Here is a 22,073-nt window from a genome sequence, read left to right as displayed (position 1 = left end):
CGTCTGCATGGCTTATCGTATGCTACGTCACAATTGTTTCACCCAGTTTTGTGCGATTCGCTTAAGGTGGGGATATGTTCGGTGACGGCGATGGTTGGGCGGCAGGACCGCAGGGTACGCGCATGTGGGGGCTCCATGGCGCAGCTGGGCTGTTTTTGGTTGCGGGGGACAAGCTGCTTTTGCAGCATCGAGCGCATTGGACCGCAAATGGCGGGACGTGGGGGCTGCCCGGTGGGGCACGAGACTCACACGAAACTGCCGCGGAAGCCGCGCTGAGGGAAGCAGAGGAAGAAACGGGGATCAAGCCAAGCCAAGTAACCGTCCTGGCCGAATTGTGCACATCCGGCCCATTCCCGGGAGACCCGCTCCGGCCGGAGCTAGCAGCTGGGTGGACATACACTACGGTTCTCGCGCGCGCAGACAAGGAGTTGGCCACTACAGCCAACAATGAATCTTTAGAGTTGCGATGGGTCGACTTCGGCGCGCTGACTTCGATGAATCTGATTCCGCCACTAGCGGAAAACCTGGACTTGCTGTGTCGGGAAATAGGTCGTCGAAAAGCATGTTAGTTAATCCTGTGTCACACTGGAATGCATGATTGAAGTTTCTGGATTAACCAAGCACTATGGGGCGGTGCGCGCGGTTGAGGACTTATCTTTTAGCGTGCAGCCGGGCATCGTCACCGGTTTTCTAGGGCCGAACGGCGCGGGTAAATCCACCACTATGCGGATGATTCTCGGTCTCGACCAGCCGACCGCGGGTTCCGCGCTTATCGACGGGAAGAAGTACTCCGAGCTAAAGAATCCCCTACGAGAAGTGGGGGCGCTTCTCGACGCTAAAGCTCTCCACCCGGCGCGCAGCGCCCGAAACCACCTGAAGTGGATCGCGCAGTCCAATGGCATCCCTACCTCTCGTGTGGATGAAGTACTTGGGTTGGTGGGCTTGGCCGATGTAGCGAAGAAACGCGCCGGCGGCTTCTCACTCGGTATGGGGCAGCGCCTCGGCTTAGCGATGGCGCTGCTTGGGGACCCCCACACCCTCATCCTCGATGAGCCAGTGAATGGCTTGGACCCCGAAGGTATTCGGTGGGTGCGTGATTTCCTTAAAGCGTTGGCTGCCGAAGGCCGCAGCATTCTGGTGAGCTCGCACCTGCTCTCGGAAATGGCTATGACGGCCGACCACCTCGTCGTGATTGGCCGTGGCCAGTTGGTGGCAGATACCCCGACCTATGACTTCGTGAAAAACAACTCACACACTTCTGTCGTGGTGCGCACTGGGCATCTTGCAGAGTTTCAAAAGGTGTTGCAAGAAGAACAGATTAGCTTCGAGATGGAGACTGACGCCGAACAGCGACCTGTGCTGGTTATCTCTGATAGCACCACTGATCACATCGGCGCGCTCGCCTATTCCACTGGGGTCATGCTGTACGAGCTTTCCGAGCGTCGCGCCTCCCTGGAGGACGCATTCTTGCAGATGACCGGGCATGCCGTGCAATACCATGCTGCAGTGCCAGCCGCTTCGAACCAGGAAGGCAACTAATGTTTCTCAACTCACTGAAGGCGGAGTGGACCAAACTATCTACCACTAAGGGCCTGTGGTGGAATCTGGTCTGCTACTTCGTCCTGGTCCTGGGGTTCTTAGCTCTCAACATCTACGCATACAACGACGCGCAGAAGAACCTAGTATCCGAAGGCCTGCCGAAGATGCCGGCAGATACCGGCATGGTTGGGGAGATGGTGGCCCAGGGCGGCGGCCTCATCCTCATCATTGTGGCGATCCTTGCGGTCACAACCGAGTACGGCCATAAGTACGCTGCTATGACTTTTCAGGCAGTGCCGAACCGCCTGGGCGTGGCGTTAGCAAAACTCCTGCTCATGGCGGTGATAGCAGTGGTGTTGAGCCTGATTGCAATCGGGCTTGGCGTTTTGGGTTACCGAGTATTTTCAGGTGCTGAGGCGACGGCAAACTTCAATTTCAGCAACGACGCATTTACCCGAATGCTGTGGGTTGTGCCGCTGTACACCGTGCTGTTGGTATTGCTAGCGCAGGCAGTGGCTTGGATTGTGCGCAACTCGGCGGGCTCCATCGTCATCATGCTGGTGTGGTACATGGTGCTGGAGATCATGGTGATCCCGATGCTGCCTAAGGTCGGTGAGAAAATCCATCCTTATGGGCCGCTGTCCAACCTGGGCGCGTTCTTCCGGGACAAGGATTTGACTGGTACCCCGTGGGACACTACCGGTTCGTTGTTCTACTTCCTGGCGTGGGCGGTTGGCTTGTTTGTGGTCGGCATGGTGTTGCTGCGCCGCCGCGATGCCTAATTCAGCCACAAGATAAACGCAGCTGGCACCGCTAGATAGGTTGCGAGCCACAGCAGCAATCCGAGTGCGCGGCGCTTAGCGGTTTTCCGTGCTAAGACTTCTGAGATCCAGATGATGAAGTCTGCCGCGGGGCGCAACGCCAAGACGACGATGGCGCCGATGAGGTTGATAAGCACGTGCACGAACGCTGTTTGTAGCGCCATCGTTCCTAGATCGCCCGGAATGGCAAAAGCGGCAGCGACTGCGGTGAACGTCGTACCAAGGTTGGCGCCGAGAATCACTCCTAGGGCGCTACGGGTGCTCAGTGTGCCTGCGCCGGCAAAGGGGACGGTTGCGCAGGTGGTGGCGGAAGATGAATGGGTCAGTAGGGTGAGCCCGAGGCCGACGCCGAATTCCGCCCCCATAGACTTTGATGGGCTCACGGAGCGTTTGAGCAGCACTTGCGATGGAAAAGCCATCAGTGAGCGGAGCTGTACGGTGAGGATCTGGACGGCGATCGCAATGAAGGCAATCCCGATCAACCCGGCGAGTATGGCGACGACGACGGGGGAATCGATGACTCGGGCGATGGTGTGGGTGCCGAAGGCGTCGACAAGCGGGCCGGTGGACCATGCTACGAGGGTGCCACTGGAAAAGGTGGGGGAGGACTCGCCAAACAAGGTGGTTGATAGCCACCGGGCGGTGTTCGTTAGGGGGTGAAAAGCCAGCTCCAGGGGCAGGAGGATCGCCACAGAGAGCACGTTGAATGTCCAATGGGTGAGTCCGGCGGCAAGGGCTCTGGGGAGTTCATCCTGTCGGCTGACGTAGCCAAATGCCACCAAGAGTGCAGTGAAGCAGGTGCCGATGTTGGCGCCCATGATCAAGGCAGTGGCTGCTTCGAGGGGGAGGAGTCCGCCGCCGACGGCTGCGACGGTTACGGTCGTAAAGGCTGTGGACGATTGGACGAGGAAGGTGGCCAGGATCCCGACCATGAGGCAGAGCAAGGGGTTTTGGGCCTTTTCCATGAGTGCGCTGAGGTTAGCGAACCCGAGTCCTGCAATCCCGTCCATGATGAGGTTAATGCCCACGATTGCGACGTAAATTGCCAGGCAGACCACGATCCATCTGACAAGTTTGTTGAAGCTGGAGATGAGGACTTCGTCTTCGCTTTCCGGGATTACTTTGGGGTTGATGTAGTGGATTGTCCCGGGGAAGCTGGGTCGCGTATTAAGCGGGGTGGACATTGTCCCAGTTTATCGCACCCTTCAAAACTGATATTTGTTGATAGTTCAACAAATGGTGGGTGTTGGGCTAGGATAGCTGCAGTGAGCTTGACGTTGCGGGAAAAGAGGAGTTTGTAAAGCGATGGCTTCAGCTGAAAAACCACGCCAAACATTGACCTGGCCACTGCTTGCAGGCTTGGCTTTGCTTTCTGCTGGAGGTCCTTTCGGCACCGACCTATATCTGCCGGGTCTGCCTCGTATTGCCGCTGATTTGGGGACCTCGGACGCGGCGGTTCAGCTGACGTTGTCCTCGTTCATGCTGGGGATGGCTGCAGGCCAGGTGTTTATCGGGCCACTTTCGGATTCCTTGGGTAGGCATAAGTTGCTCGTAATTTCGGCGGTGCTGGCGGTGGTTTCAAGTGCAGCCTGTGCGCTCGCGCCGAATATCGCCGTGCTGATTGGGGCTCGCGCTGCCTTGGGGCTGGGTATGGGTGCCTGCGTGGTGCTTTCGCGTGCGTCGGTTGCCGATCTTGCCGAGGGGAAAATGGCTGCCAAGGCGTTTTCCCTGTTGATGATGATCATGGGTGTGGCACCTATTCTCGCTCCGGTGGTGGGCAGCGTTTTGGTGGAGCCTATTGGTTGGCGAGGACTGTTTTGGGTGCTAACCGGGGTCGCTGCGGCCCAACTTGCCGTGGCGGTGCTGTTGGTTCGGGAGTCGTTGCCGGTGTCTGCGCGCAGTCAGTCCGGTTTGGCGCAGCTGGGGCGCAACTTCCGCACCGCGTTGGGCAACCGGGCGTTTTTGGGCTATACCCTGGCTTTCGGCGCGGGGTTTGGCACCATGTTTTCTTACATTGCCGCTTCGGCGTACTTGTTCCAGACTGAACTTGGGTTGTCGCCGCTGCAGTACGGATTGTGCTTCGGAATGAATGCGGCCGGCATTACGATCGCCTCCTTTCTTAACGCCCGACTGGTAGAAAAGACTGATCCGCACGCCATTTTGCGACGTGCGCTGCTCGGCATGTTGCTGTGCGCCGTGGCCTTGCTTATCGACGCCCTCGTTGGCCCGCATTTGTTCGTGGTCATTCCGGTGCTTTTTGTGGCAGTTTCGCAGATCGGTTTTGTGATGGGCAATGCGACTGCGCTGGGTACTTCTCAGGTGCGTCGGATTGCGGGCACTGGTTCAGCGGTGATGGGCGCTGCGCAGTTTTTGACGGCGAGCCTCGTGAGCCCGCTGGTGGTTTTGGGCTCTAATACGGCGTTGAGCATGGCGTTGGGCATGGTGGTGTGCGCGAGCTTAGCTAATTTCGGTGCTGCTATTGGAGGCCGGAAGTCAGTCGCATAACGTTGTCGATGTAGCGCAGCACAATGTTGCGTTTGCTCCACTGTTCGAGGGTGAGTTGGGTGGAGCGTTCCTGGTAGCGGGTGGTGAGTTCGGCGAGTTGTTCGATGAGGTCGCCGTGGGCTACGAGGAGTGAAACTTCGTAGTTTAGGCCGAAGCTTCGCATGTCCATGTTGGAGGAGCCGAGTACTCCTACGGCGTTGTCGGTGTCGGGGTCGGCCAGCATGTACTTGGAGTGCAGGATGGCGGGGGCGGGGTAGCGATAGATGTGGACTCCGGCTTCCAAAAGTGCCCGGTAGTAGCTGGATTGGGCGTGGGAGACGATGAACTGGTCGCTGCTCTCGTTGACGTAGAGTTCCACCCTAACCCCCCGGTAGCATGCGGTGGTGACGGACTCTAGGAGGGTTTCGTCGGGGATGAAGTACGGGCTGCATAGGACGAGACGTTCTTTGGCGTGGTGGGCCAGTGAGTTGAACAGGCGCAGGTTGGGTTCGGTGGTGTAGCCGGGGCCGGAGGGGACAAGCTGCAGCACATTTGTTGAGGATCCTCTGTTGAGTGGCACGGGTGGGCCAGCCATGATGTCTTCGGTGGTGAGGGCTTCATTGGTTTCGGCAAACCAGTCGGTGGCGAAGATCATTTCCATGGAGGAGACGACGGGGCCGGTGAGTTCGACCATGAGGTCGACCCAGTTGAGGCCGCGTCGTCGGTTCCCGCGGAGGAGGTAGGAGGAGTCGATGAGGTTTTGGCTGCCGATGAAACCGGTGTGGCCGTCGATTAGCAGCATTTTTCGGTGGTTGCGTAGGTCTGGCCGGCGGAAGCGCCACTTCCATGGTTGGAGGGGGAGCATGACGTGCCATTCGACGCCGATGCGGGTGAGTTTGCGGCCGAGGGTCCAGTAGCCGGGGTATTTCCAGGAGCCGACGTGGTCGAAGAGTAGGCGTACTTTGACGCCGCGCTGGACGGCGCGTTCGAGGGCTCGGAAAAAGGGCTCGGTGGTTGTGTCCCAGCTGACGATGTAGATCTCGACGTGGACGCTGTGTTCGGCGCGGTCGACGGCTGCGGTCATGGCTGCGATGGCTTCGTGGTAGTTGGTGTAGAAGCCTTTGCTGTGGCCGGTGACTGCGGGGAGGCGGGTGAGCCGTCGGTTGAGTTTGATGATGGATTCGAGTTCGGGGGTGAGTGTCCAGTGGTCGGGGAAGTCGGGGGCTTCGCGTTGGACGTCGCGGATGTGAGTGTCGGCTTCTTGTTGGATGCGGTGGCGGCGTCGGTTGATGTAGGGGCTGCCCATGAGGAGGAAGAGTGGCAGGCCGACGAGCGGTATCACCAGGATGGCGAGCAGCCATGCGCTGGAGGCGGCTGGTTTTCGGCCCTCGGGCACGGTGCCGACGGCGATAATTTTGATGGCGTAGTCGAGGATGAGGAACGTGGTTTGGAGCCAGGCGGGGTCCGGTAGTGCGAGGAAGTCGAGCATGGGGTTTAGCGGACGTCGTCTAGGCGGGCGGTGTGGTAGTCGACGATGACGGGGGCGTGGTCGGAGGCGCCTTTGGTGGCGCGTTCTTCGGTGTCGATCCAGCCGCGTTGTGCGCCGGTGGCGAGGGTGCGGGAGGCGAGGTGGAAGTCGATGCGCATGCCTTGTCCGCGTTGGAAGCGCATGGCGGTGTAGTCCCAGTAGGTGTAGCCGGTGGGGATGAGGTTGCGGGTGACGTCGGTGAGTCCTGCTTCGAGGAGGCTGTCAAAGGCGGCGCGTTCGGGTTCGGTGACGTGGGTTTTTCCGTCGAAGAAGCTGATGTCCCAGACGTCTTCGTCGAGGGGGGCGATGTTGAAGTCGCCGAGGAGGAGTAGTTGTTTTTCTGGCTGGTGGGCGAGGGTGTTTTCGACTTCGTTTGCGAGGGTGTCGAGCCAGCGCAGTTTGTAGTCGTAGTGCGGGTCGGCGATTTCGCGCCCGTTGGGGACGTAGAGGCTCCAGATCCGCACGCCGTCGCAGGTGGCACCTATGGCGCGTGCTTCGCGGGCTTGTGGTTTGGTGAGGTCTTTGTCGAAGCCGGGTTGTTGTGGGAAGTGTTTTTCGACGTCTTCGAGGCCTACCCGGGAGGCGATGGCTACGCCATTCCATTGGTTGAGTCCGTGGTAGGCAACTTCGTAGCCGGCGTTGGTGAAGGCTTGGTGTGGGAATTTGTCGTCGGACACTTTGGTTTCTTGCAGTGCGAGCACGTCGATGTCATGGCGCGCGAGGAAGTCCGTTACCCGGTCGATTCGGGTGCGGACTGAGTTGATGTTCCACGTGGCAATGCGCATGACCACTACCTTAGCGTGTGCGGGCGGTGTGGTTTAGGTGGGTTTGGATCTTCGCCCACCGGCGCGTTTGGCTCCGGGTGAGTTGTTGCGTTTCGGGATCCGTTGGTTGTTGAACCAGATGGGGATTCCGTCGTGCATTTCTAGGTGTTGTTTTTGGTGACTGTCGTCGTTTCTTCGATGGTGTTTGGGGCACAGGAGTGCGAGATTGTCGATGCTTGTTGGGCCACCTCGGGACCAGGGGATGACGTGGTGGGAGTCGCATCGGCTGACGGGCTCTCCGCATCCGGGGTGCTGGCAGACGAAGTCTCGGGCCAGCAGCGCTACTCGCTGGTAAAAGTTCGCGCAGCGTTCGCCTGTGCTGAGGGATATGATCGCGCCGTTGTGGTCGTGGACAGCGATGTAGTCGCTAATGCGATCGCCGGCCAGGTTGGCGATGTCAAAGATGTTCAGGTCGATCCCAACGTTGGTGCCAAATTTGGTGCGCCAATCGAAATTATCGGCATCGGTGACGGAAATGACGAGGCTGGCATGTCCAGTTGCGACGACGCGATCGCTCGAGGCCCACTTGAGTACTTGATGGAAGGCGTCGAGGTTGCGCTGGGCGACAGTCCGATGCGGGGTGTCTTCGTCTTTCTCGGCGTGGAAAGCTCGATCGAGCATCGCCTTGAGCAGCGCAGCGGTTTTCGCCGGAGCGTAACCGAAGAAGCTGCATCCGCCGTGTTCGTCTTGGGAGCGTAGGGTGAAACGGCGCTGGTGATGGGCCTCGAAGGGGTCTTTGGCCAGCCGTTCGTTCTCCTCCCGGACTAGCTTCTTTACATATTCGTGCGTCTGTTTTACCGAGGACTCTGCGGCTGCGGTGGCACCCAAACGATAAATGCCAGAGCGTCGATCAGATGTGTTAGTCAGACGCTCGAGCGCAGACAGTATTGCGTCCTGGTGTTCGACAGATACGGCATCGTCCCATTCATGGTCTGCGCGACGCTTGATGATCCGCGCGGTTCGAGCTGAAGCGCCCTCTTCTTCGAGCTCAAAGCGCTCATGATCGCGAGCCATCTCAGTTTCTAGGCGCCCTACCAGCTCTTTAATCTCCAGAAGGCAGGCGAAATCATGGAATAACGGGCCGTCGATAAGCGCCTGCTTGAGCAGGTCTTTAGCTGCCTGAATCATGATTTCACCTCCTCCCTACAACCACTATTTTACCCCACAGGGAATAGAACGCAAGAGCGAAAACTAAAGTTGAAACAGCTGTGAAAGATGAGAAAAACAAACACTTGTGCGACGTTGAAAACCGTCAAGCCCACCGCGGGAACCAAAACTCCTCCCAGCCCGTTGACCCAATGGAGACCATTCCACGCGCCGTCATTTCATGGAGGTAACATGTCCAGCCCGCAGCCACAACGCCCGGCGCACGCGGAACCCCGCCCGGTCCATAAGGTTGGCCGGAAACTGCGCAGCGAGCTTAACGACGCCCTCCAGCCTCCCATTCAATACGGCGAAATGGAGACCTACCAGGCGTTTCTTCCTGGGCGCAATACCGGTTTGAGGTCAGTAGACAATGCGCCGGTGGTACGCAGGATTGGCGCACTAGCTATTGATTTGGCGATCTACCTGGGTTCGATGTTGACGATTATCGTTGCGTTTTCGATCGCCTTGGGGCAGCCGTGGCTGTTGGCCCTGATTCTCGCATTGCCACTGGGATTCTTCTTAAGCCAGTCAGTTTTTGATGCCACGGGCGGGACGATCGGCAAGCGGACGATGGGCCTGCGTGTAGTTGGCCCCGCTCACACACCGGTGGATTTCGGGCAAGCAGCCAAGCGAAATGCCTGGTTGTTGCTGCCGTTGATCCCGGTTGCTGGGCCGGTGGCTGCGGTTGGCGTTGGCTTGTGGTTCTCGGGCGTCGCTAAGGCAGACGCTTTTGGCGTGGCGCCCCATGACCGGCATGCCCGCACCCGGGTGGTCCAGCGCTAAACCACCTGCAGCGCTAAACGACGACCTATTGCGGGCTATGTGCGTATCGGTGCCGATGGTGTTCGGTGAAGCCTAACTTGTCGTAGAGGCCAAGACCAGCCTCGTTGGTAGCGACGACCTGCAGATATGCCTGGGTAGCTCCCATCTGCGCTCCCCAGGACAGCATTGCTGCGCCGAGCGCGCTGGCGAGGCCGCGGCGTCGATAAGCAGCAGCAACTTCCACGGCCGAATAGCCCAGGTATTGCTCGTCGCCGCCTGCAGTGATGGTGGCGCGGGTGATGGCCACGATTTCGCCACTGTCGGATCGGATCGCGCCGAATCCCAGGTGCCCCTCGATCTCTTGCTGCAACAGACGTAACGCATGTTCGGGCAGCGGCTGACCGCGGAAATGATAGAGGTCGAGCCAGTCCGGCGTTGGGGCGTCCAGTACCTCGAAATGAAAACCCGCTGGTGGAGAAAATGACGGCGCGGGCTGCAAACTGCGCGTCATGACAACGATCTCCGGACCGAAACTCCAACCGCTTGCCCGCGCGAACTGCAGCGCAGTCGGCGCGATGCGATCAGGGACCAAAATACTCGGTGGCAGGCCGTGACGCTGATAAAAGTCCTGGATAGCGGCGATCGGCACCGGGCTAAAGCCTGCCGACGCCCCCAGCGGAGCCGCCGAGTTGGACCTCTCAGTAATTCCGTCGCCGGCCCGCAGCAGCCAACCGTCAATCTCCACATGCTCGATGCCGGGAAAAGCCGCCGCCGTGGCGATCTCAACGGCACGGATTTCCGAATTACGCACGCGACGCGGTGGCAGGACCTTCACCACCTGAATTAACTCGGCGGGAATTTCCACCGTTTCCGCATCGGATACAAACCCGCCCACGGATTGCGGACGCACCACAAGTGGATCTAACGAAACGACGTGGCCGATAACATCGGTGAGATGTCCCGGGGTGTCGGGAAGACGCCGACGCACAATGACCCGGTCCCCAACCTGCGGCGCACGCCCGCCAAAGCCACGCCCGCCAAAGCCACGCCCGCCAAAGCCACGCCCGCCACGCCCACCAAAGCCACGCCCGCCACGCCCACCACCGCTCAAACCAGCACCACCACGCCCACCGGAGCCTGCACCATCAAAGCCAGCGTTAATCGTCGTGTCCAAACGGGTCTGCGTCCACACCTGGGAGCCAGGTTTGTCCTCCGGTTAGCCAGCCTTCCGCTTTAATATGCTTCTTGGCTGCTCGCTTCCAGCGCCCCATGAGCACGTCCGTGTAGAGGAAACCGTCGAGGTGCCCTACTTCGTGTTGGAGACAGCGCGCGAAGAAGCCGTAGCCTTCGACAGTGACGGGGTTGCCATGTTCGTCGGTGCCGGTTACCCGAGCCCAGTCGGCACGGCCAGTTGGGAAAGATTTCCCTGGTACCGAGAGGCAACCTTCGTCGTCGGAACCGTCGACACGTGGCATCGTCTGCGGGATCTCCGAGGTCTCCAGGACGGGATTAATCACGCAACCACGACGGTACTCGCCGCCCTGAGCTTCGATTTCCTCTTCAGTTTTGAGAGCACCGTCCGGGCCTTCGACGTCTGGGCAGTTATATACGAACAGGCGCTTGCCGACGCCCACTTGGTTCGCCGCCAAGCCGACTCCGTGCGCGACATCCATCGTTTCGTACATGTCGTCAATAAGCTCGGCGAGCTCCGCGGGGCTTTCCGTGACGGGTTCGGTGGGGTGGTGAAGCACGGGGTCGCCGTGAATTACGATGGGGCGCACAGTCATAGTGCTTAAGCATATACGCTTTAGAGCCATGGAATTAACGGACTTAGACCGCGATCTTTTGCGTTTCGAGCAGTCAGCGCCTCGGAACATTGGGCTGAAGGAGGAGCGGATCCGTCGTGAATTGGGGATGAGCCCCCTGCGCTATTATCACCGGCTTAACCTGCTTATCGACGCCCCGGCGGCCGCAAGCGAATTCCCGCAGCTCACTGCTCGTTTGCGTCGTTTACGTCAGCAGCGCGCCGATTGACATCACGCGCAGCTAAGTACGTAGGATTAGCAACGTGTCTATGAATGAATCTCCTCAAGCTCCGGAACCTTCCCGTATCCCTATCCGTGGCATCGCCATGATTCTGCTGGCTGTGGCAGTGCTGTTGTTGGCCTGGGGTGTGTACTCGATGACTAATTCTTCTGGTGACAACGTAGTGACGAAGCCGAAGAGCGTGCAGACCCAGCAGGCCACCGGCACGCCAGCGCCAGCAAATCAGGCCCCGGTAAACCCGGCACAGACTGGTCAGGCACCAGTCACCCCAGCTCCCGCGACCCCGGCCACGTCTAACCAGGCTCAGGCTTCGGCGAATCCAGCTGTTCCAGCTGCGGGCAATGATGTCGATCCAACGGCGGTCAAGATCCATGCTCTGAACAATTCCACTGTGCAAGGCTTGGCCAACCGAGTGGCAGACACGCTGAAGAAGCAGGGCTTCTCCCAAGTGGAATCCGGCAATTTCCCGAACGAGGTACTGCCCAATTCGGTAGTTTTTTACACGCCTGGAAACGCCGCGGAGCAAAAAGCTGCAGAAGCAATTGCCTATAACCTGGGCATTAAGGCGCAGCCACGTAACGACTCGGTTAAGGACACCCCAGCCGGAGTTGTCCTAGTTATCACTGAGGAGCTAAACCGCTAGACTTGCCCCATGGCCCTTACATACAACGGAACTGATAACCACACCCTTGGAGTGGAGTGGGAAGTCGCGCTGGTTGACCCAGCTTCGCGCAATTTAGTTCCGCTTGCCGAAGAAGTTATTGATAAGGCAACTCAACAATCGCTTCCGGTGCGCCTGGAACGGGAATTGTTGCGTAACACCGTGGAAATCGTAACCGGGGTATGCACCACGGCTCGGGAAGCGGTAGGGCAAATCTCGGCAGGCCTGTCAGCGGTGCGCCAAGCTGCCGAAGACCTGGGGGCCAATGTGTGGGCAGCTGGCTCGCACCCGTTCGCGGTCTCCGAAGAGTCCGATATTTCGGACAAAGAACACTACAACGAGATCATCGAGCGCACCCAATACTGGGGCCACCAAATGCTCATTTGGGGCGTCCACATCCACGTCGGCATCATCGAGCGCGACCGGGTCTGGCCGATCATTAACGCCCTGATGACCAAATTCCCGCACCTGCTCGCACTCTCGGCATCCTCCCCAGGCTGGTTGGGTAAAGACACCGGCTACGCCTCCAATCGCACTATGCTCTACCAGCAGCTGCCGACCGCCGGCATCCCCTATGAGTTTGAGGATTGGGATCATTGGTCTTCCTACATTGAAGACCAGCGAAAGTCCGGAGTCATCAGTGAAGAATCTGCCATGCACTTCGACATCCGCCCGAACGAAAAGTACGGCACGATCGAACTGCGCATTTCTGATGCCCCTTCCAACCTCCGCGAGCTGTCGGCCCTGGTAGCGCTCACGCATTGCTTGGTCGTCTACTACGATCACAAGCTAGACCGCGGTGAGGAGTTGCCTAGCTTGCCGCATTGGCACAACACCGAAAACAAGTGGCGAGCCGCTCGCTATGGCATGGACGCCATCATCATCACGACCCGCGACACCGACGAAGTGCTACTCCGCGACGAACTGCCGGTACTCCTAGCCGAGCTCGCACCCATCGCTGAAGAGTTGGACTGTGTCGACGAGATCGAGCTGGTCAATGAGATCATGCGCTCCGGTGCGGCCTACCAACGCCAGCGTCGCACCTACGAAGACACCGGCTCCTGGGAGAAGGTAGTGGACCAGACCTGCGCGGAACTGGCCACCATGCGCCCGCCCCGCTAGGAGCGATCGTTTCGAGCTAACTGGGTGGCGTCGTAAAGCTGCTCACGACGGGCGATGCGGCCGATGCGCTGGCCGACGACTGGCGCGGTGCAGAGCGCGAACAGAATGACCAGGACTAGGGTGCCGAGATCACCCTTGTTCCCCGGGGTGAGATCGCCACGGCCAAGGATTCGCACGATTGCGCCGATGACGGTGAGAATCAGGCCCAGAGTCTGCGGTTTGGTGACGGAGTGGAGCCGGGAGACGGTGTCCCTAAACCGCGCCATGCCTATCGCCGTGGCGAGTACTAGGAATGCCCCGGCGAAAATGCACGTAATCGAGATGATGTCGCAAAGCAGGCTCATGCGTCGTCCGCCTTACGGAACTTCGTCACCGACACCGAGCCGATGAAGCCCAGCAAGGCCACGACGAGCATGGCGTATGCCACGGTCGTATCGAGCGACCAGCAGATGTACACCGCGAGGGCGCATTGGATCATCGCTACGGTGGCATCCAAACTCAGCAGTCGATCCAGCGAGTTGGGGCCGGCTAACAGACGGTAGCCGTTGATCAAGAACGCGACGGCGAAAATGATGGTGGCCACCTGCAAGAGCAGTTCGTAGAGCGCGGGATTCATGCTTTGACCTCCGTTTCAAAAATGCGGATCAGCAGTCGTTCCAAGGTGGCGATACTTGCGATGGTCTTATCAAGAACAGCGGTGGAACGTGCATCAAGGATATGCATCGTGAGCATTCGGTTTGCGATATCGAGATCGGTGACCGTGCCTCCGGGAGTCAGGTTGAGCAGCGCGACCGCGAAGGCGAACACGAGGTCTTCCTGCACCCGCATCGGTACGGTGACTATCGCGCTCGGGGGTTGTGGTTGTGGGCGGATCGCCAGCCAGCTCACGCGCAGCGAGGAAACAAGCAGGTCCCAGGCGAAAATTACCACGAGCTGCAGTAATGGCAACCAGCGGATCCGCAAGGCGGAGACAGGTAGCTGAGGCAGTGGCAAACCGAGGATGACCACCACAGCCACCAAGAAACCTGCAATGGTGTTTCCCCAGCTAAATTCTCCGGAGAGCACGTTCCACATGAACACGATCCACACCACAGACCAGGGGTGTAGGCGTCGACGAAGTCCAGGGAGCATCATTGGCCTTCTCCGATCATGTCGGCATGGTCGCGGGAAAGTTCGCCAGAGGCGGGGTTCAATGTCTCGGAGCGCCCTGGCTCGTGCACCTCAGCTTGGTAGCCCACGCCCAGCACCGCTTCGCGGTAGATCTCCACGTTGGTGATCGATTCCGCCGACCGCGTGGTCACCGCGGAAAGTGGCCCAGCCAACAGGGTTACGGCGAGAGAAGCCATGACCAGCAGCGCCGTGGGAGCGACCATGCCCAGCGGCATCCGCCCAACGTCGTCGCGCTCGCTCAGCAGGACGGAATCACTAATGTCGGTCAGCGGAGTAGGCCGGGAATTCGCCAGGTGGCCGTCTGGAGCGTCGGCGCGGTCACGCCAAAACGCCTTGGACCATACGATTGCCATCGTGTAGAGCGTCAGCAGGGAGGTGACCACTGCCGCTCCCACCAGCAGCCACGCCATGAATCCACCATGGTCGGCGGCGGCTTCGATGAGCACCACCTTGCCGAGGAACCCAGAAAACGGTGGGATTCCACCCAAGTTGAAGGCTGGCACCAGGTAGAGGGCCGCCAGTACCGGGGAAACGTAGGCAAGCGAGCCTAACCGGCGCAGCGAGGTAGAACCGGCCTGGCGTTCGATGAGGGCCACGACCAGGAACAGGGCGGTCTGCACCAGGATGTGGTGTACTGCGTAGAAGATCGCGCCAGACATGCCCTGAATCGAGTAAAAGGAAATCCCCATTATCATGTAGCCGATGTGGCTGACCAGCGTGAATGACAACAATCGCTTGATGTCATTCTGTGCCATGGCGCCTAGAATGCCGAGGATCATCGTCAGCGCAGCCGCCCACATGAGGAGGGTGTCCAACCGGCCGTCGATAAAGAGGATGGTGCGGGCCCGAATGATGGAATACACGCCCACCTTGGTCAACAACCCTGCGAAAACCGCCGTGACCAGCGACGGTGCCGTGGGGTAGGAGTCCGGAAGCCAGGAATAGAGTGGGAATACGGCCGCTTTGATGCCGAAGGCCACGAGCAATACCGCGAAGATAGCTGTGCGCGTGCCGGAGGGAACTTCGGCCATACGCACCGAAATATGCGCCATGTTCAGAGTTCCCACCGAGGCGTAGACCAGCGCCAACGCCAACAGGAAGATCACCGAAGACAGCATGGACACCATCACGTAGGACACACCCGCGCGCACGCGACCTGGGGAAGCTCCTACAGTCAGTAGCACGTAGGAAGCGACCAGCAGCACCTCAAACCCGACATAAAGATTGAACAGGTCACCGGCCAGAAAGGCCATGTTCACGCCCATCGTGAGCAACAAATAGGCCGGTAGGAAGACTGCGACTGGTTCTTCCTCGGTGCCGTCGCGCATGCCTTGGCCAATCGCGAACCACATGACGCAGAACAGCACTAGTGAACTCACCGCGAGCATCACGGCAGCGAGCCGGTCCGCCACCAACGTGATGCCGATTGGGGAGTCCCAACCGCCGACCTGCAGGGTGTGAATACCGTTGCGGTCCACGACCACCACCAGCACTACGCAGAGCACAATCAGGGCAAACAGCGAGACCAAGGCAATGGAGCGTTGGACACGCGGACGCGAACCATTCAGCAACGCGAGCGCCGTCGCGACCGCCGGCAAAATGACCGGCAGCGCAACCAGGTAAGGCAGCGCTGGGACGGCACTGTCGATGAGTGAATTAATCATCGCTGTTGCCCTCCTGCACTGGTTGTTCGAAGCTGCGGGGACCGAAAGTGTCACCGCTGGACGTTGGGCGCCCGGTAGCCGGATCGTCTGAAGCATCGTGGTCTGGTGCGGCGATCGCCGTTGGCGGGCGCTTTGCGACGGCCGTATCTTCGGTATCGTCCTGCAGGAAGTCAGCAGTGCGGTAACGATACTGGCGGAACGCCAATGCCAGGATGAATGCGGTCATCGCCATGGAGATCACGATGGCAGTAAGAATCATCGCTTGACTCAGCGGGTCAGCGTCTTGAGCGACGACCGCCGAATCCCGCCCTTGAATCGGCGGTGCGCCGGCGCCTCCCCCAGCGGTGAGAATGAGCAAGTTGGTACCGTTGCCCATCAGCAGCAGACCCATGAGCATCTTGGTCATGGCGCGCTCCAGGAGCAGGTAAACACCCGCACTGATGAGAACCGCCGAGGTAAGCAGCAAAAATAGGTTAGCGACCATAAGTAGTTGCCTCCTTTGCTGCCTGCTGCTTGCGTCGCATTCTTCGGACGCGGTCGCGGGCTCGTTGCTTGCGGATTTCTTCATCTCGATCCAGCTGGCTGCCCAAGCTGTGCAGGATCTGCAGGATTAGCCCCAGCACGATGAGGTACACCCCGGCGTCGAAAAGCAGCGGGGAAACTACCGCGAGGTCCCCGATGAGCGGAAGGTGGAATTCGCGGTAGGTGCTGGTCAGCGGTGGTGCGTGGAAGAATAACGGGAGGAAAGTCGGCAGGGCAGCCAGGGCGAGGCCGGTGCCGAGCAGCTTGGAAGGGTCGACGGGAAGGGTCTCCTCAAGCTCTTCGCGCCCGGCCGCGAGGTAGCGCAAGGTCAACGCAAGTGCTGCGACCAGGCCACCCGCGAAGCCCCCGCCCGGTCCGTTATGTCCGGCGAAGAAGAAGTAGCAGCTCAGAGCCATCATGGAGGGGAAGAGGAGGCGGGTGACGACGTCGACCAGCAGCGAGCGGTTTCGGGCCCGGTCATTCGTCGAGGTTGCCAGCCACCGGCCACCTTCTGACTGCAGCGTTGGGCGTCTCGACGCCCGCTGGAAGTCCCGGGTGCGGTAGACCAAGGAAGCCACGCCGGTGGCCACCACGACCAGGACCGAGATCTCGCCGAAGGTATCCCAGGCACGAATGTCCACGAGTAGCACGTTCACCGCGTTCGCGCCGTGGCCGATGTCTTTGGCTAACTGCGGAATATGGAGGGAAATGGGTTGGCTGCGGCGGGCATTCATCGCGAAGGTCGCGACGACGACAACAGTCACCCCAACCGCTACCGACAGCCATGCCCGCAGCCGCTTGAATCCGCCGGCTTGTTTCGGATCGGTCGTTGGTGGCAGCTTGCGCAGCACCAGCATAAAAACCACCACCGAAATGGTCTCCACCAGCAGCTGCGTGAGCGCCAGGTCGGGGGCGCCATAGAGGGCGAAAATGGTGGCGATCCCGTAACCAGTCATCCCCACCATGATCAGGGCCGAGATGCGATTGTCCAACACGGTGGCCGCTAGGGCAGCAACGATCACCAGCACCCCGATGAAACCCTGAACTGGCGAATCCCACAACTGCATCCGAACCGCAGTCCGTTCGCCAGTAATCAGGGAAATGAGCGGCACCAGCACAAGCGTGCCCAAAATGACCGCCTCGTTGATAGGGAGGGAACCGCGCTGCGTGGACGCGGTCATCCGCAGCGAAATCGTGCGCAGGGTTTCCAACACCCGGTCATAGGCGGCATCCGCACTGCCCAAGGCTGGCTTTTCAAAGTACAACTTGCTGAGCAGTCGGCGTTGCCAATGCAACACCGACCCAACGACGATTATCACCGCCGACAATAGCAACGGCAGAGTGAACCCATGCCAAAGCGCCAGGTGTGAGACATGCGGGTGGCTAAACTGTGCCGAAATGTGGGTGTTGATCGGGGCGTCGATAAGCGCAGGGAACAGGCCGAACAGCACCGTACATCCAGTAAGAATCGTCGGCGGAAGCCACAGCCACAGCGAAACTGGGTGCATCTCGCGGACCGCTACCGATATCCCGCCGGGCTTAGTGGCGAAGGCCGAGTGGAGGAAGTACAGGCTGTAAGCCATGGTGAGAATCGAGCCCGCAACCAGCGCCGCCAACATCATTTTCGACGGCATGCCGATGAGCATTTCTTCTTTCCACACCGCCGTCAGTGCCGTCTCCTTGGCGACGAACCCGAAGAGTGGCGGAATCCCCGCCATCGACCCCGCGCTCACCAACGCCAGGACAGCCAGGCCGGGCTGCTTCCTGCCCAATCCGGAAAGTTTGGTCTTGTCCCGCGTGCCCGCAGCATGGTCAATAGCGCCCACCAGCATAAACAGCGTGGCTTTGAACATGGCGTGCGCACACGTTAACGCTAGTCCAGCTTGGAGCGCCGCCGGTGACCCGATGCCCACCACCGCGATGATGAAACCAAGTTGGGAGACCGTGCCGTAGGCCAGAATCAACTTGAGATCTTTTTGGCGCAGCGCCATCCAACCGCCCAACAGCATGGTGAACACGCCGAGCGGAATCACCGTCAGGTGCCAGCTACTGACCAACGCGGCTGTCGGAGCAAGCCGAGCTACCAGGTAAATGCCCGCTTTTACCATCGCGGCGGAATGTAGGTAGGCACTCACCGGGGTAGGGGCAGCCATCGCGCCGGGCAACCAAAAGTGCATCGGGGCGATCGCTGATTTGGATAGCGCGCCAACCAGGATCAATACCACCGCGACACCCACGTAGGGCAGCTTGCTTATCTCGCCCAAATTGGAAAACGTCCAGGTCTGCGCTCCGTAACCGAGAATCACGATCCCGACGAGCATCGTCAGGCCCCCGAGCGTGGTCACCATCAGGGCTTGGCCTGCGCTCCTGCGTGAGGACGCCCGCTCCGAGTAATACCCCACCAGCAAAAACGACAAGACGCTGGTGATTTCCCAAAAGATGAACATCAGCAGGAAATTATCCGAGATGACTAGGCCAAACATAGCCGTGCAGAAGGCGATCATCTCTGCGCCAAAGGCGGACAGTCGCTTGGGAACTTCGCTGAAGTAGCCCCAGCAGTACAGAAGCACCAGGGATCCCATGCCGAGAATGATGAGGCTAAAAATCCCGGCTAGCGGATCGAGCAGAAATTCGATGTTGAGGTGGGCGTTTGGCATCCAGCCCTGTTCGTAGGCGATTGGTGCGGCGCCACTGTCAAGTTTTCCGCGGGCAAACAAGCTGGCTACCCATACGAATCCCCCGGCTGGCACCATTGCGAGGAGACCAAACGCTGGGCGCCCCAACTTGTGAATGAGCAAGGGTGCCAACACTGTGGCGGTGGTTAGGGCGGTGAGTAAGGTCAGCACGCGCTTTTTGGCAACTCCTTAGGCTGGATGCAGCGGAAACTTATCAGTTTTCCAGAATACCTGGCATATGCCCGGCGGCGCACCCGATGATTTGTCATCCGTGCAGTCGGTGGGCAGCATTGCTCAAGGCTGCTGCAACAGAATTGTTATTGTCTGGTCCGAACCCGACTGCCCAGACTTCCTTGCCTAGGTGTCCGGCATAGATGAAGGTGACGGTAGCTTCGAAGATCTCACACTGGTGGAAGCTGATGATCTCTACCGGCCGACCTAGCTCCCACAGCATTTCGGTACAGGCGCGCGCAGGCCCGAAGGCGCTCTGTTCGCGTCCACTGATGATGCGTCGGCCCCCGCGGGTATCGGTGAGCTGGGCAAAGTATCGACGCTTCCCACCTTCTCCCTTTTCCTCATGAATGTTTGAAAGGCGTAGGTCGCCACCCGGAGCGAAGGTTTCCATGAAAGTGCGCCACTGTAAACCGAAAGCTTGGGCGCGTAAACCGCGAGGAAGTCGGTGGCCGAAGCGAGCCTCAAAAGGATCGCCAGTCAGGGTTGGGGTGGTGTGTGTTGTTTGGGCTGCAAACACGGTGGTCTCCTATCGTCTTGGGGCTGTGGTGGGGACCGACCGGGTGTGCTGATGTTGCCTAACGACTACTCCCCATGCGGAGGGGTCAGTCCATATCCTCCGGTGGGGTACGTAGCCTTGGCCACTCGCGCTACGAGCGTGGCAGGCACGGCTACGAGCTGCTTGGCCGCAAGCTTTGCGACAAGCACTCGGAGAGAAATGGACTTCTGCATGCCAACAACCGTAACCTGCATCACAGTTGCTGGCAAGGGTGAGCTCGGTAATGGGGGAAGTTTCTCGGCGTTTGTGCAGGTGATTGACTTTGGGGTGGGGGATAAGTAATTCTTGTGTGGCTTTAGTGCTTCTTATCTTGCTGGGCGGTGTGGTGGTGTTTTTGGGCGCAGAATTTGCCGATAAGAGGATCTAAGCTCAGTGGTCGGTGTTTCGGGCTCAGTGCCCCTAGTTCCGTGACCAAGACACGAAAGTGGAAGGTGCGGGCGCGAAAAGGAGGGTCGGCAAAACCGACCCTCCTAAGCCAATAGCTAGTTCCTACTTACTAAAGTTCAGTAGGAATGCAGCTTCGGCGATTGCGATGTCAAGAATTTCGGCGGGATCAACGGATTCGTCAGGGGAGTGGATCACGCATTGTGGCTCCTCAACGCCGAAGAGCGCAATCTCGGCGGCGGGCATGATTTCCTGCAGCTTGACGCACAGTGGGATCGATCCGCCACCGCCCATCGTCACGGTTTCCTTGCCGTATGCGGCAGCCAGCGCCCCAGAAAGAGTTTGGACCGCGGCGCCGGTAATATCGGTGGCGAAGGGGTCATTAATCGAGGACACCGTGACATTAACTTTTACGCCCCAAGGTGCGCGGTTGATGAGGTGTTGCTTCAATGCCTCGGCAACCTCAGCTGCCTTCAGGCCCGGGGGAACTCGAAGATTGAGGTGAGCTGCGGCAGTAGCAGGAACCGCGTTGACGGCTTCGGCCACCGGAGTTGAGGTGAACCCGGTGATGGAGATTGCTGGGCGCGCCCATACTTGGTCCGCAACTGCTGCCTTCCCGTTGCCCATGATTGCTACGCCATCGAGAATTCCGGCGTCCTTACGGAATTCATCTTCGGAGTAGGCCAGCCCGTCCCAGGTCATTGACGTATCGACACCGTCGATAACCGTGAGGCCATCTTCGTCCCGCAGGGTGTCGAGGAGGCGAACCATCGCAGCGACCGCGTCTGGTGCAGCCCCACCGAAGGAACCGGAGTGAACTGGCGCTTTGAGCGTATCGATGGTGACTTCCAGCTGTGCGCCACCGCGCAACGTGGTGGTCAGCGTGGGAGTCCCAACGGCAACGTTTCCGGAATCGGCGATGAAAATAACGTCTGCTTGGAAAAGCTCAGGGTGACGGTCAATGAGGTCGTCGAGTCCTTCGCCACCCATTTCTTCAGAGCCTTCAATGACAACGCGTAGGCCCAGTGGCGTTCCGCCGAGCTGCTCGACGGCGCGAAGTGCGGCCAGGTGCATAACCAGGTTGCCCTTGCAGTCGGCAGCGCCTCGTGCGTACCAGCGTCCATCGCGCTCGGTGAGGGTGAATGGATCCGACGTCCATTTGGCCGGGTCGCCGGCGGGAACGACATCGTAGTGCGAGTAAAGCAGGATCGTTGGCTGGCCTGGTTCTGGGTCCTTGGTGGCGATGAAAATGCGGGCGCCATCTACCCCGTCGTGATGAGTGACGTCGAGGTGGGCGTCGTTAAGCTTGGCTTCCACCCAGGCTGCGGCGCCGTCGAGTTGGTCCTTGAGTTCGGGGGTGGAGTGGACCGAGTTGAAGGCGGTGATCTCGCTCAGGTCCTTAAAGATTTGCGCGCGCTGTTCAGTGAGGTGGGCGCGGATGTCGTCGATGTTGGGAATTTGTGTCATGAACCCCATTGTAGGTGCGGTGCGATGAAAACTGACCGCGGGGTTCGTTACGCTTCTATTACATGAGTCGCTCATCGAAAGTCGCGTTAGTTGCCCTCGGGATGTTGGTCGTTTTCGCCCTGGGCTGCTTTTGGGCGCTCAATGCCACGGTCCGTCCCACAGCGCAGCCTGCCTTAGCGACGCCTTCTCCCACCCCTACGTCATCATCAAGCACTCCGACCCCGACTAGATCTTCCACGGTTGCGCGGCTGACGACGACTTCGGCAACACCTACTTCGAAGCCAACTCCAAAACCTACTGCTTCGACAACTCCGACCCCGAAGGCGCAGCCCCCAAGGGGCGCGCAGCTATGTGGCAACTCGCAAAACTTCCAGGGCTATGCGGTGAACAAGGTGACCAGCTGTGGCTTCGTTAACAACACTGCGAAAGTTATGGACGCACATGCCGGAGCGAAGCGACCGGTCACCG

The 22,073-nt window shown here is 59.4% G+C and carries 24 protein-coding genes; 8 read left to right on the top strand and 16 right to left on the bottom strand.

Features of this window, described 5'->3' with window-relative positions; genetic code table 11:
• The first annotated feature begins 74 nt into the window (after window positions 1-74).
• The 3 genes from CEPID_RS10650 to CEPID_RS10640 are packed head-to-tail and all read left to right on the top strand — an operon-like array spanning window position 75 to window position 2,321.
• The gene (locus tag CEPID_RS10650; protein WP_047240937.1) at window positions 75-569 is read left to right on the top strand and encodes an NUDIX domain-containing protein; all 495 of its coding nucleotides are present in this window, start codon (window positions 75-77) and stop codon (window positions 567-569) included.
• Between the two features lie 25 nt (window positions 570-594).
• Window positions 595-1,539: an ABC transporter ATP-binding protein gene (locus CEPID_RS10645; RefSeq protein ID WP_047240936.1), complete on the top strand. Its 945-nt coding sequence runs from the start codon at window positions 595-597 to the stop codon at window positions 1,537-1,539.
• Window positions 1,539-2,321, top strand: a complete 783-nt coding sequence (locus tag CEPID_RS10640) for an ABC transporter permease (RefSeq protein ID WP_047240935.1) — start codon at window positions 1,539-1,541, stop codon at window positions 2,319-2,321. The genes CEPID_RS10645 and CEPID_RS10640 overlap by 1 nt, the downstream gene beginning before the upstream one ends.
• On the opposite strand, the gene CEPID_RS10635 is transcribed toward CEPID_RS10640, so the two are convergent.
• Window positions 2,318-3,544 (bottom strand): Na/Pi symporter, encoded by a 1,227-nt coding sequence (locus CEPID_RS10635; protein WP_047240934.1) that lies wholly within the window; start codon window positions 3,542-3,544, stop codon window positions 2,318-2,320. The two genes, CEPID_RS10640 and CEPID_RS10635, sit on opposite strands and share 4 nt — an antisense overlap.
• Window positions 3,545-3,665: 121 nt before the next feature.
• On the opposite strand from CEPID_RS10635, the gene CEPID_RS10630 reads away from it, so the two are divergent.
• A complete protein-coding gene (locus tag CEPID_RS10630; RefSeq protein ID WP_047240933.1) occupies window positions 3,666-4,865 on the top strand; it encodes a multidrug effflux MFS transporter in 1,200 nt (399 codons plus the stop codon).
• On the opposite strand, the gene cls is transcribed toward CEPID_RS10630, so the two are convergent.
• Genes cls through CEPID_RS10615 form a run of 3 tightly spaced genes read right to left on the bottom strand, consistent with a single transcriptional unit; the run spans window position 4,837 to window position 8,324 of the window.
• Window positions 4,837-6,333, bottom strand: a complete 1,497-nt coding sequence (cls, locus tag CEPID_RS10625; protein WP_047240932.1) for a cardiolipin synthase — start codon at window positions 6,331-6,333, stop codon at window positions 4,837-4,839. The genes CEPID_RS10630 and cls overlap by 29 nt on opposite strands.
• Window positions 6,334-6,338: 5 nt before the next feature.
• Window positions 6,339-7,157, bottom strand: coding sequence for an exodeoxyribonuclease III (locus CEPID_RS10620; protein WP_047240931.1), 819 nt, complete (start codon window positions 7,155-7,157; stop codon window positions 6,339-6,341).
• 33 nt (window positions 7,158-7,190) lie between these two features.
• Complete coding sequence (locus CEPID_RS10615) at window positions 7,191-8,324, bottom strand: HNH endonuclease signature motif containing protein (protein WP_047240930.1); 1,134 nt, start codon at window positions 8,322-8,324, stop codon at window positions 7,191-7,193.
• A gap of 210 nt (window positions 8,325-8,534) precedes the next feature.
• Between CEPID_RS10615 and CEPID_RS10610 the strand changes: the two genes are divergently transcribed.
• Entirely contained in the window at window positions 8,535-9,125 is a 591-nt protein-coding gene (locus CEPID_RS10610) for an RDD family protein (RefSeq protein ID WP_047240929.1), read from the top strand.
• Window positions 9,126-9,150: 25 nt separating this feature from the next.
• On the opposite strand, the gene CEPID_RS10605 is transcribed toward CEPID_RS10610, so the two are convergent.
• Both CEPID_RS10605 and CEPID_RS10600 read right to left on the bottom strand, forming a co-directional pair.
• Entirely contained in the window at window positions 9,151-10,095 is a 945-nt protein-coding gene (locus tag CEPID_RS10605; RefSeq protein ID WP_047241529.1) for an N-acetylglutamate synthase, CG3035 family, read from the bottom strand.
• Between the two features lie 166 nt (window positions 10,096-10,261).
• Window positions 10,262-10,891, bottom strand: a complete 630-nt coding sequence (locus CEPID_RS10600) for a peptide deformylase (RefSeq protein WP_047241528.1) — start codon at window positions 10,889-10,891, stop codon at window positions 10,262-10,264.
• A 28-nt stretch (window positions 10,892-10,919) separates the two neighbouring features.
• On the opposite strand from CEPID_RS10600, the gene CEPID_RS10595 reads away from it, so the two are divergent.
• Genes CEPID_RS10595 through CEPID_RS10585 form a run of 3 tightly spaced genes read left to right on the top strand, consistent with a single transcriptional unit; the run spans window position 10,920 to window position 12,933 of the window.
• Entirely contained in the window at window positions 10,920-11,138 is a 219-nt protein-coding gene (locus CEPID_RS10595) for a DUF3263 domain-containing protein (protein WP_330217763.1), read from the top strand.
• 40 nt (window positions 11,139-11,178) lie between these two features.
• Complete coding sequence (locus tag CEPID_RS10590) at window positions 11,179-11,793, top strand: LytR C-terminal domain-containing protein (protein ID WP_047240927.1); 615 nt, start codon at window positions 11,179-11,181, stop codon at window positions 11,791-11,793.
• A 9-nt stretch (window positions 11,794-11,802) separates the two neighbouring features.
• Window positions 11,803-12,933, top strand: coding sequence for a glutamate--cysteine ligase (locus CEPID_RS10585; protein WP_047240926.1), 1,131 nt, complete (start codon window positions 11,803-11,805; stop codon window positions 12,931-12,933).
• Here the strand turns inward: CEPID_RS10585 and CEPID_RS10580 are convergent.
• The 10 genes from CEPID_RS10580 to CEPID_RS13360 all read right to left on the bottom strand — a co-directional run bounded on the left by CEPID_RS10580 (window position 12,930) and on the right by CEPID_RS13360 (window position 21,963).
• Window positions 12,930-13,277 carry a monovalent cation/H(+) antiporter subunit G gene (locus CEPID_RS10580; RefSeq protein WP_047240925.1) on the bottom strand — a complete coding sequence of 116 codons (348 nt, stop codon included), beginning with the start codon at window positions 13,275-13,277 and terminating at the stop codon, window positions 12,930-12,932. The two genes, CEPID_RS10585 and CEPID_RS10580, sit on opposite strands and share 4 nt — an antisense overlap.
• Entirely contained in the window at window positions 13,274-13,549 is a 276-nt protein-coding gene (locus CEPID_RS10575; protein WP_047240924.1) for a monovalent cation/H+ antiporter complex subunit F, read from the bottom strand. Before CEPID_RS10575 ends, CEPID_RS10580 begins: the two co-directional genes overlap by 4 nt.
• Window positions 13,546-14,067, bottom strand: coding sequence for a Na+/H+ antiporter subunit E (locus CEPID_RS10570; RefSeq protein WP_236684240.1), 522 nt, complete (start codon window positions 14,065-14,067; stop codon window positions 13,546-13,548). Before CEPID_RS10570 ends, CEPID_RS10575 begins: the two co-directional genes overlap by 4 nt.
• Window positions 14,064-15,767, bottom strand: coding sequence for a Na+/H+ antiporter subunit D (locus CEPID_RS10565; RefSeq protein ID WP_047240923.1), 1,704 nt, complete (start codon window positions 15,765-15,767; stop codon window positions 14,064-14,066). Before CEPID_RS10565 ends, CEPID_RS10570 begins: the two co-directional genes overlap by 4 nt.
• Window positions 15,760-16,251 carry a Na(+)/H(+) antiporter subunit C gene (locus CEPID_RS10560; protein ID WP_047240922.1) on the bottom strand — a complete coding sequence of 164 codons (492 nt, stop codon included), beginning with the start codon at window positions 16,249-16,251 and terminating at the stop codon, window positions 15,760-15,762. Before CEPID_RS10560 ends, CEPID_RS10565 begins: the two co-directional genes overlap by 8 nt.
• Window positions 16,241-19,135, bottom strand: coding sequence for a Na+/H+ antiporter subunit A (locus tag CEPID_RS10555; RefSeq protein WP_047240921.1), 2,895 nt, complete (start codon window positions 19,133-19,135; stop codon window positions 16,241-16,243). The genes CEPID_RS10560 and CEPID_RS10555 overlap by 11 nt, the downstream gene beginning before the upstream one ends.
• A 94-nt stretch (window positions 19,136-19,229) precedes the next feature.
• Window positions 19,230-19,715, bottom strand: coding sequence for a hypothetical protein (locus tag CEPID_RS10550; RefSeq protein WP_047240920.1), 486 nt, complete (start codon window positions 19,713-19,715; stop codon window positions 19,230-19,232).
• A gap of 65 nt (window positions 19,716-19,780) precedes the next feature.
• Window positions 19,781-19,927: a hypothetical protein gene (locus tag CEPID_RS13365; RefSeq protein ID WP_158408046.1), complete on the bottom strand. Its 147-nt coding sequence runs from the start codon at window positions 19,925-19,927 to the stop codon at window positions 19,781-19,783.
• A 316-nt stretch (window positions 19,928-20,243) separates the two neighbouring features.
• Window positions 20,244-21,605 carry a dipeptidase gene (locus tag CEPID_RS10545; protein ID WP_047240919.1) on the bottom strand — a complete coding sequence of 454 codons (1,362 nt, stop codon included), beginning with the start codon at window positions 21,603-21,605 and terminating at the stop codon, window positions 20,244-20,246.
• A 58-nt stretch (window positions 21,606-21,663) separates the two neighbouring features.
• Entirely contained in the window at window positions 21,664-21,963 is a 300-nt protein-coding gene (locus tag CEPID_RS13360) for a hypothetical protein (RefSeq protein ID WP_047240918.1), read from the bottom strand.
• Between the last annotated feature and the right edge of the window lie 110 nt (window positions 21,964-22,073).

Origin of the sequence: Corynebacterium epidermidicanis, from assembly GCF_001021025.1 — a bacterium.
Taxonomy (GTDB): domain Bacteria; phylum Actinomycetota; class Actinomycetes; order Mycobacteriales; family Mycobacteriaceae; genus Corynebacterium; species Corynebacterium epidermidicanis.
The sequence above is the reverse complement of the archived record's forward strand: the minus strand, read 5'-3'. Positions and strand labels throughout refer to the sequence as shown.

Coding starts and splice junctions, on each gene's coding strand:
- CEPID_RS10615 (WP_047240930.1), bottom strand. CDS start 8,324: ATGATTCAGGCAGCTAAAGACCTGCTCAAGCAGGCGCTTATCGACGGC.
- CEPID_RS10565 (WP_047240923.1), bottom strand. CDS start 15,767: ATGATTAATTCACTCATCGACAGTGCCGTCCCAGCGCTGCCTTACCTG.
- CEPID_RS10570 (WP_236684240.1), bottom strand. CDS start 14,067: ATGATGCTCCCTGGACTTCGTCGACGCCTACACCCCTGGTCTGTGGTG.
- CEPID_RS10645 (WP_047240936.1), top strand. CDS start 595: ATGATTGAAGTTTCTGGATTAACCAAGCACTATGGGGCGGTGCGCGCG.
- CEPID_RS10600 (WP_047241528.1), bottom strand. CDS start 10,891: ATGACTGTGCGCCCCATCGTAATTCACGGCGACCCCGTGCTTCACCAC.
- CEPID_RS10580 (WP_047240925.1), bottom strand. CDS start 13,277: ATGAGCCTGCTTTGCGACATCATCTCGATTACGTGCATTTTCGCCGGG.
- CEPID_RS10610 (WP_047240929.1), top strand. CDS start 8,535: ATGTCCAGCCCGCAGCCACAACGCCCGGCGCACGCGGAACCCCGCCCG.
- CEPID_RS13365 (WP_158408046.1), bottom strand. CDS start 19,927: ATGCAGAAGTCCATTTCTCTCCGAGTGCTTGTCGCAAAGCTTGCGGCC.
- cls (WP_047240932.1), bottom strand. CDS start 6,333: ATGCTCGACTTCCTCGCACTACCGGACCCCGCCTGGCTCCAAACCACG.
- CEPID_RS10640 (WP_047240935.1), top strand. CDS start 1,539: ATGTTTCTCAACTCACTGAAGGCGGAGTGGACCAAACTATCTACCACT.
- CEPID_RS10595 (WP_330217763.1), top strand. CDS start 10,920: ATGGAATTAACGGACTTAGACCGCGATCTTTTGCGTTTCGAGCAGTCA.
- CEPID_RS10620 (WP_047240931.1), bottom strand. CDS start 7,157: ATGCGCATTGCCACGTGGAACATCAACTCAGTCCGCACCCGAATCGAC.
- CEPID_RS10575 (WP_047240924.1), bottom strand. CDS start 13,549: ATGAATCCCGCGCTCTACGAACTGCTCTTGCAGGTGGCCACCATCATT.
- CEPID_RS10635 (WP_047240934.1), bottom strand. CDS start 3,544: ATGTCCACCCCGCTTAATACGCGACCCAGCTTCCCCGGGACAATCCAC.
- CEPID_RS10585 (WP_047240926.1), top strand. CDS start 11,803: ATGGCCCTTACATACAACGGAACTGATAACCACACCCTTGGAGTGGAG.
- CEPID_RS10630 (WP_047240933.1), top strand. CDS start 3,666: ATGGCTTCAGCTGAAAAACCACGCCAAACATTGACCTGGCCACTGCTT.
- CEPID_RS10545 (WP_047240919.1), bottom strand. CDS start 21,605: ATGACACAAATTCCCAACATCGACGACATCCGCGCCCACCTCACTGAA.
- CEPID_RS10560 (WP_047240922.1), bottom strand. CDS start 16,251: ATGGTCGCTAACCTATTTTTGCTGCTTACCTCGGCGGTTCTCATCAGT.
- CEPID_RS10590 (WP_047240927.1), top strand. CDS start 11,179: ATGAATGAATCTCCTCAAGCTCCGGAACCTTCCCGTATCCCTATCCGT.
- CEPID_RS10650 (WP_047240937.1), top strand. CDS start 75: ATGTTCGGTGACGGCGATGGTTGGGCGGCAGGACCGCAGGGTACGCGC.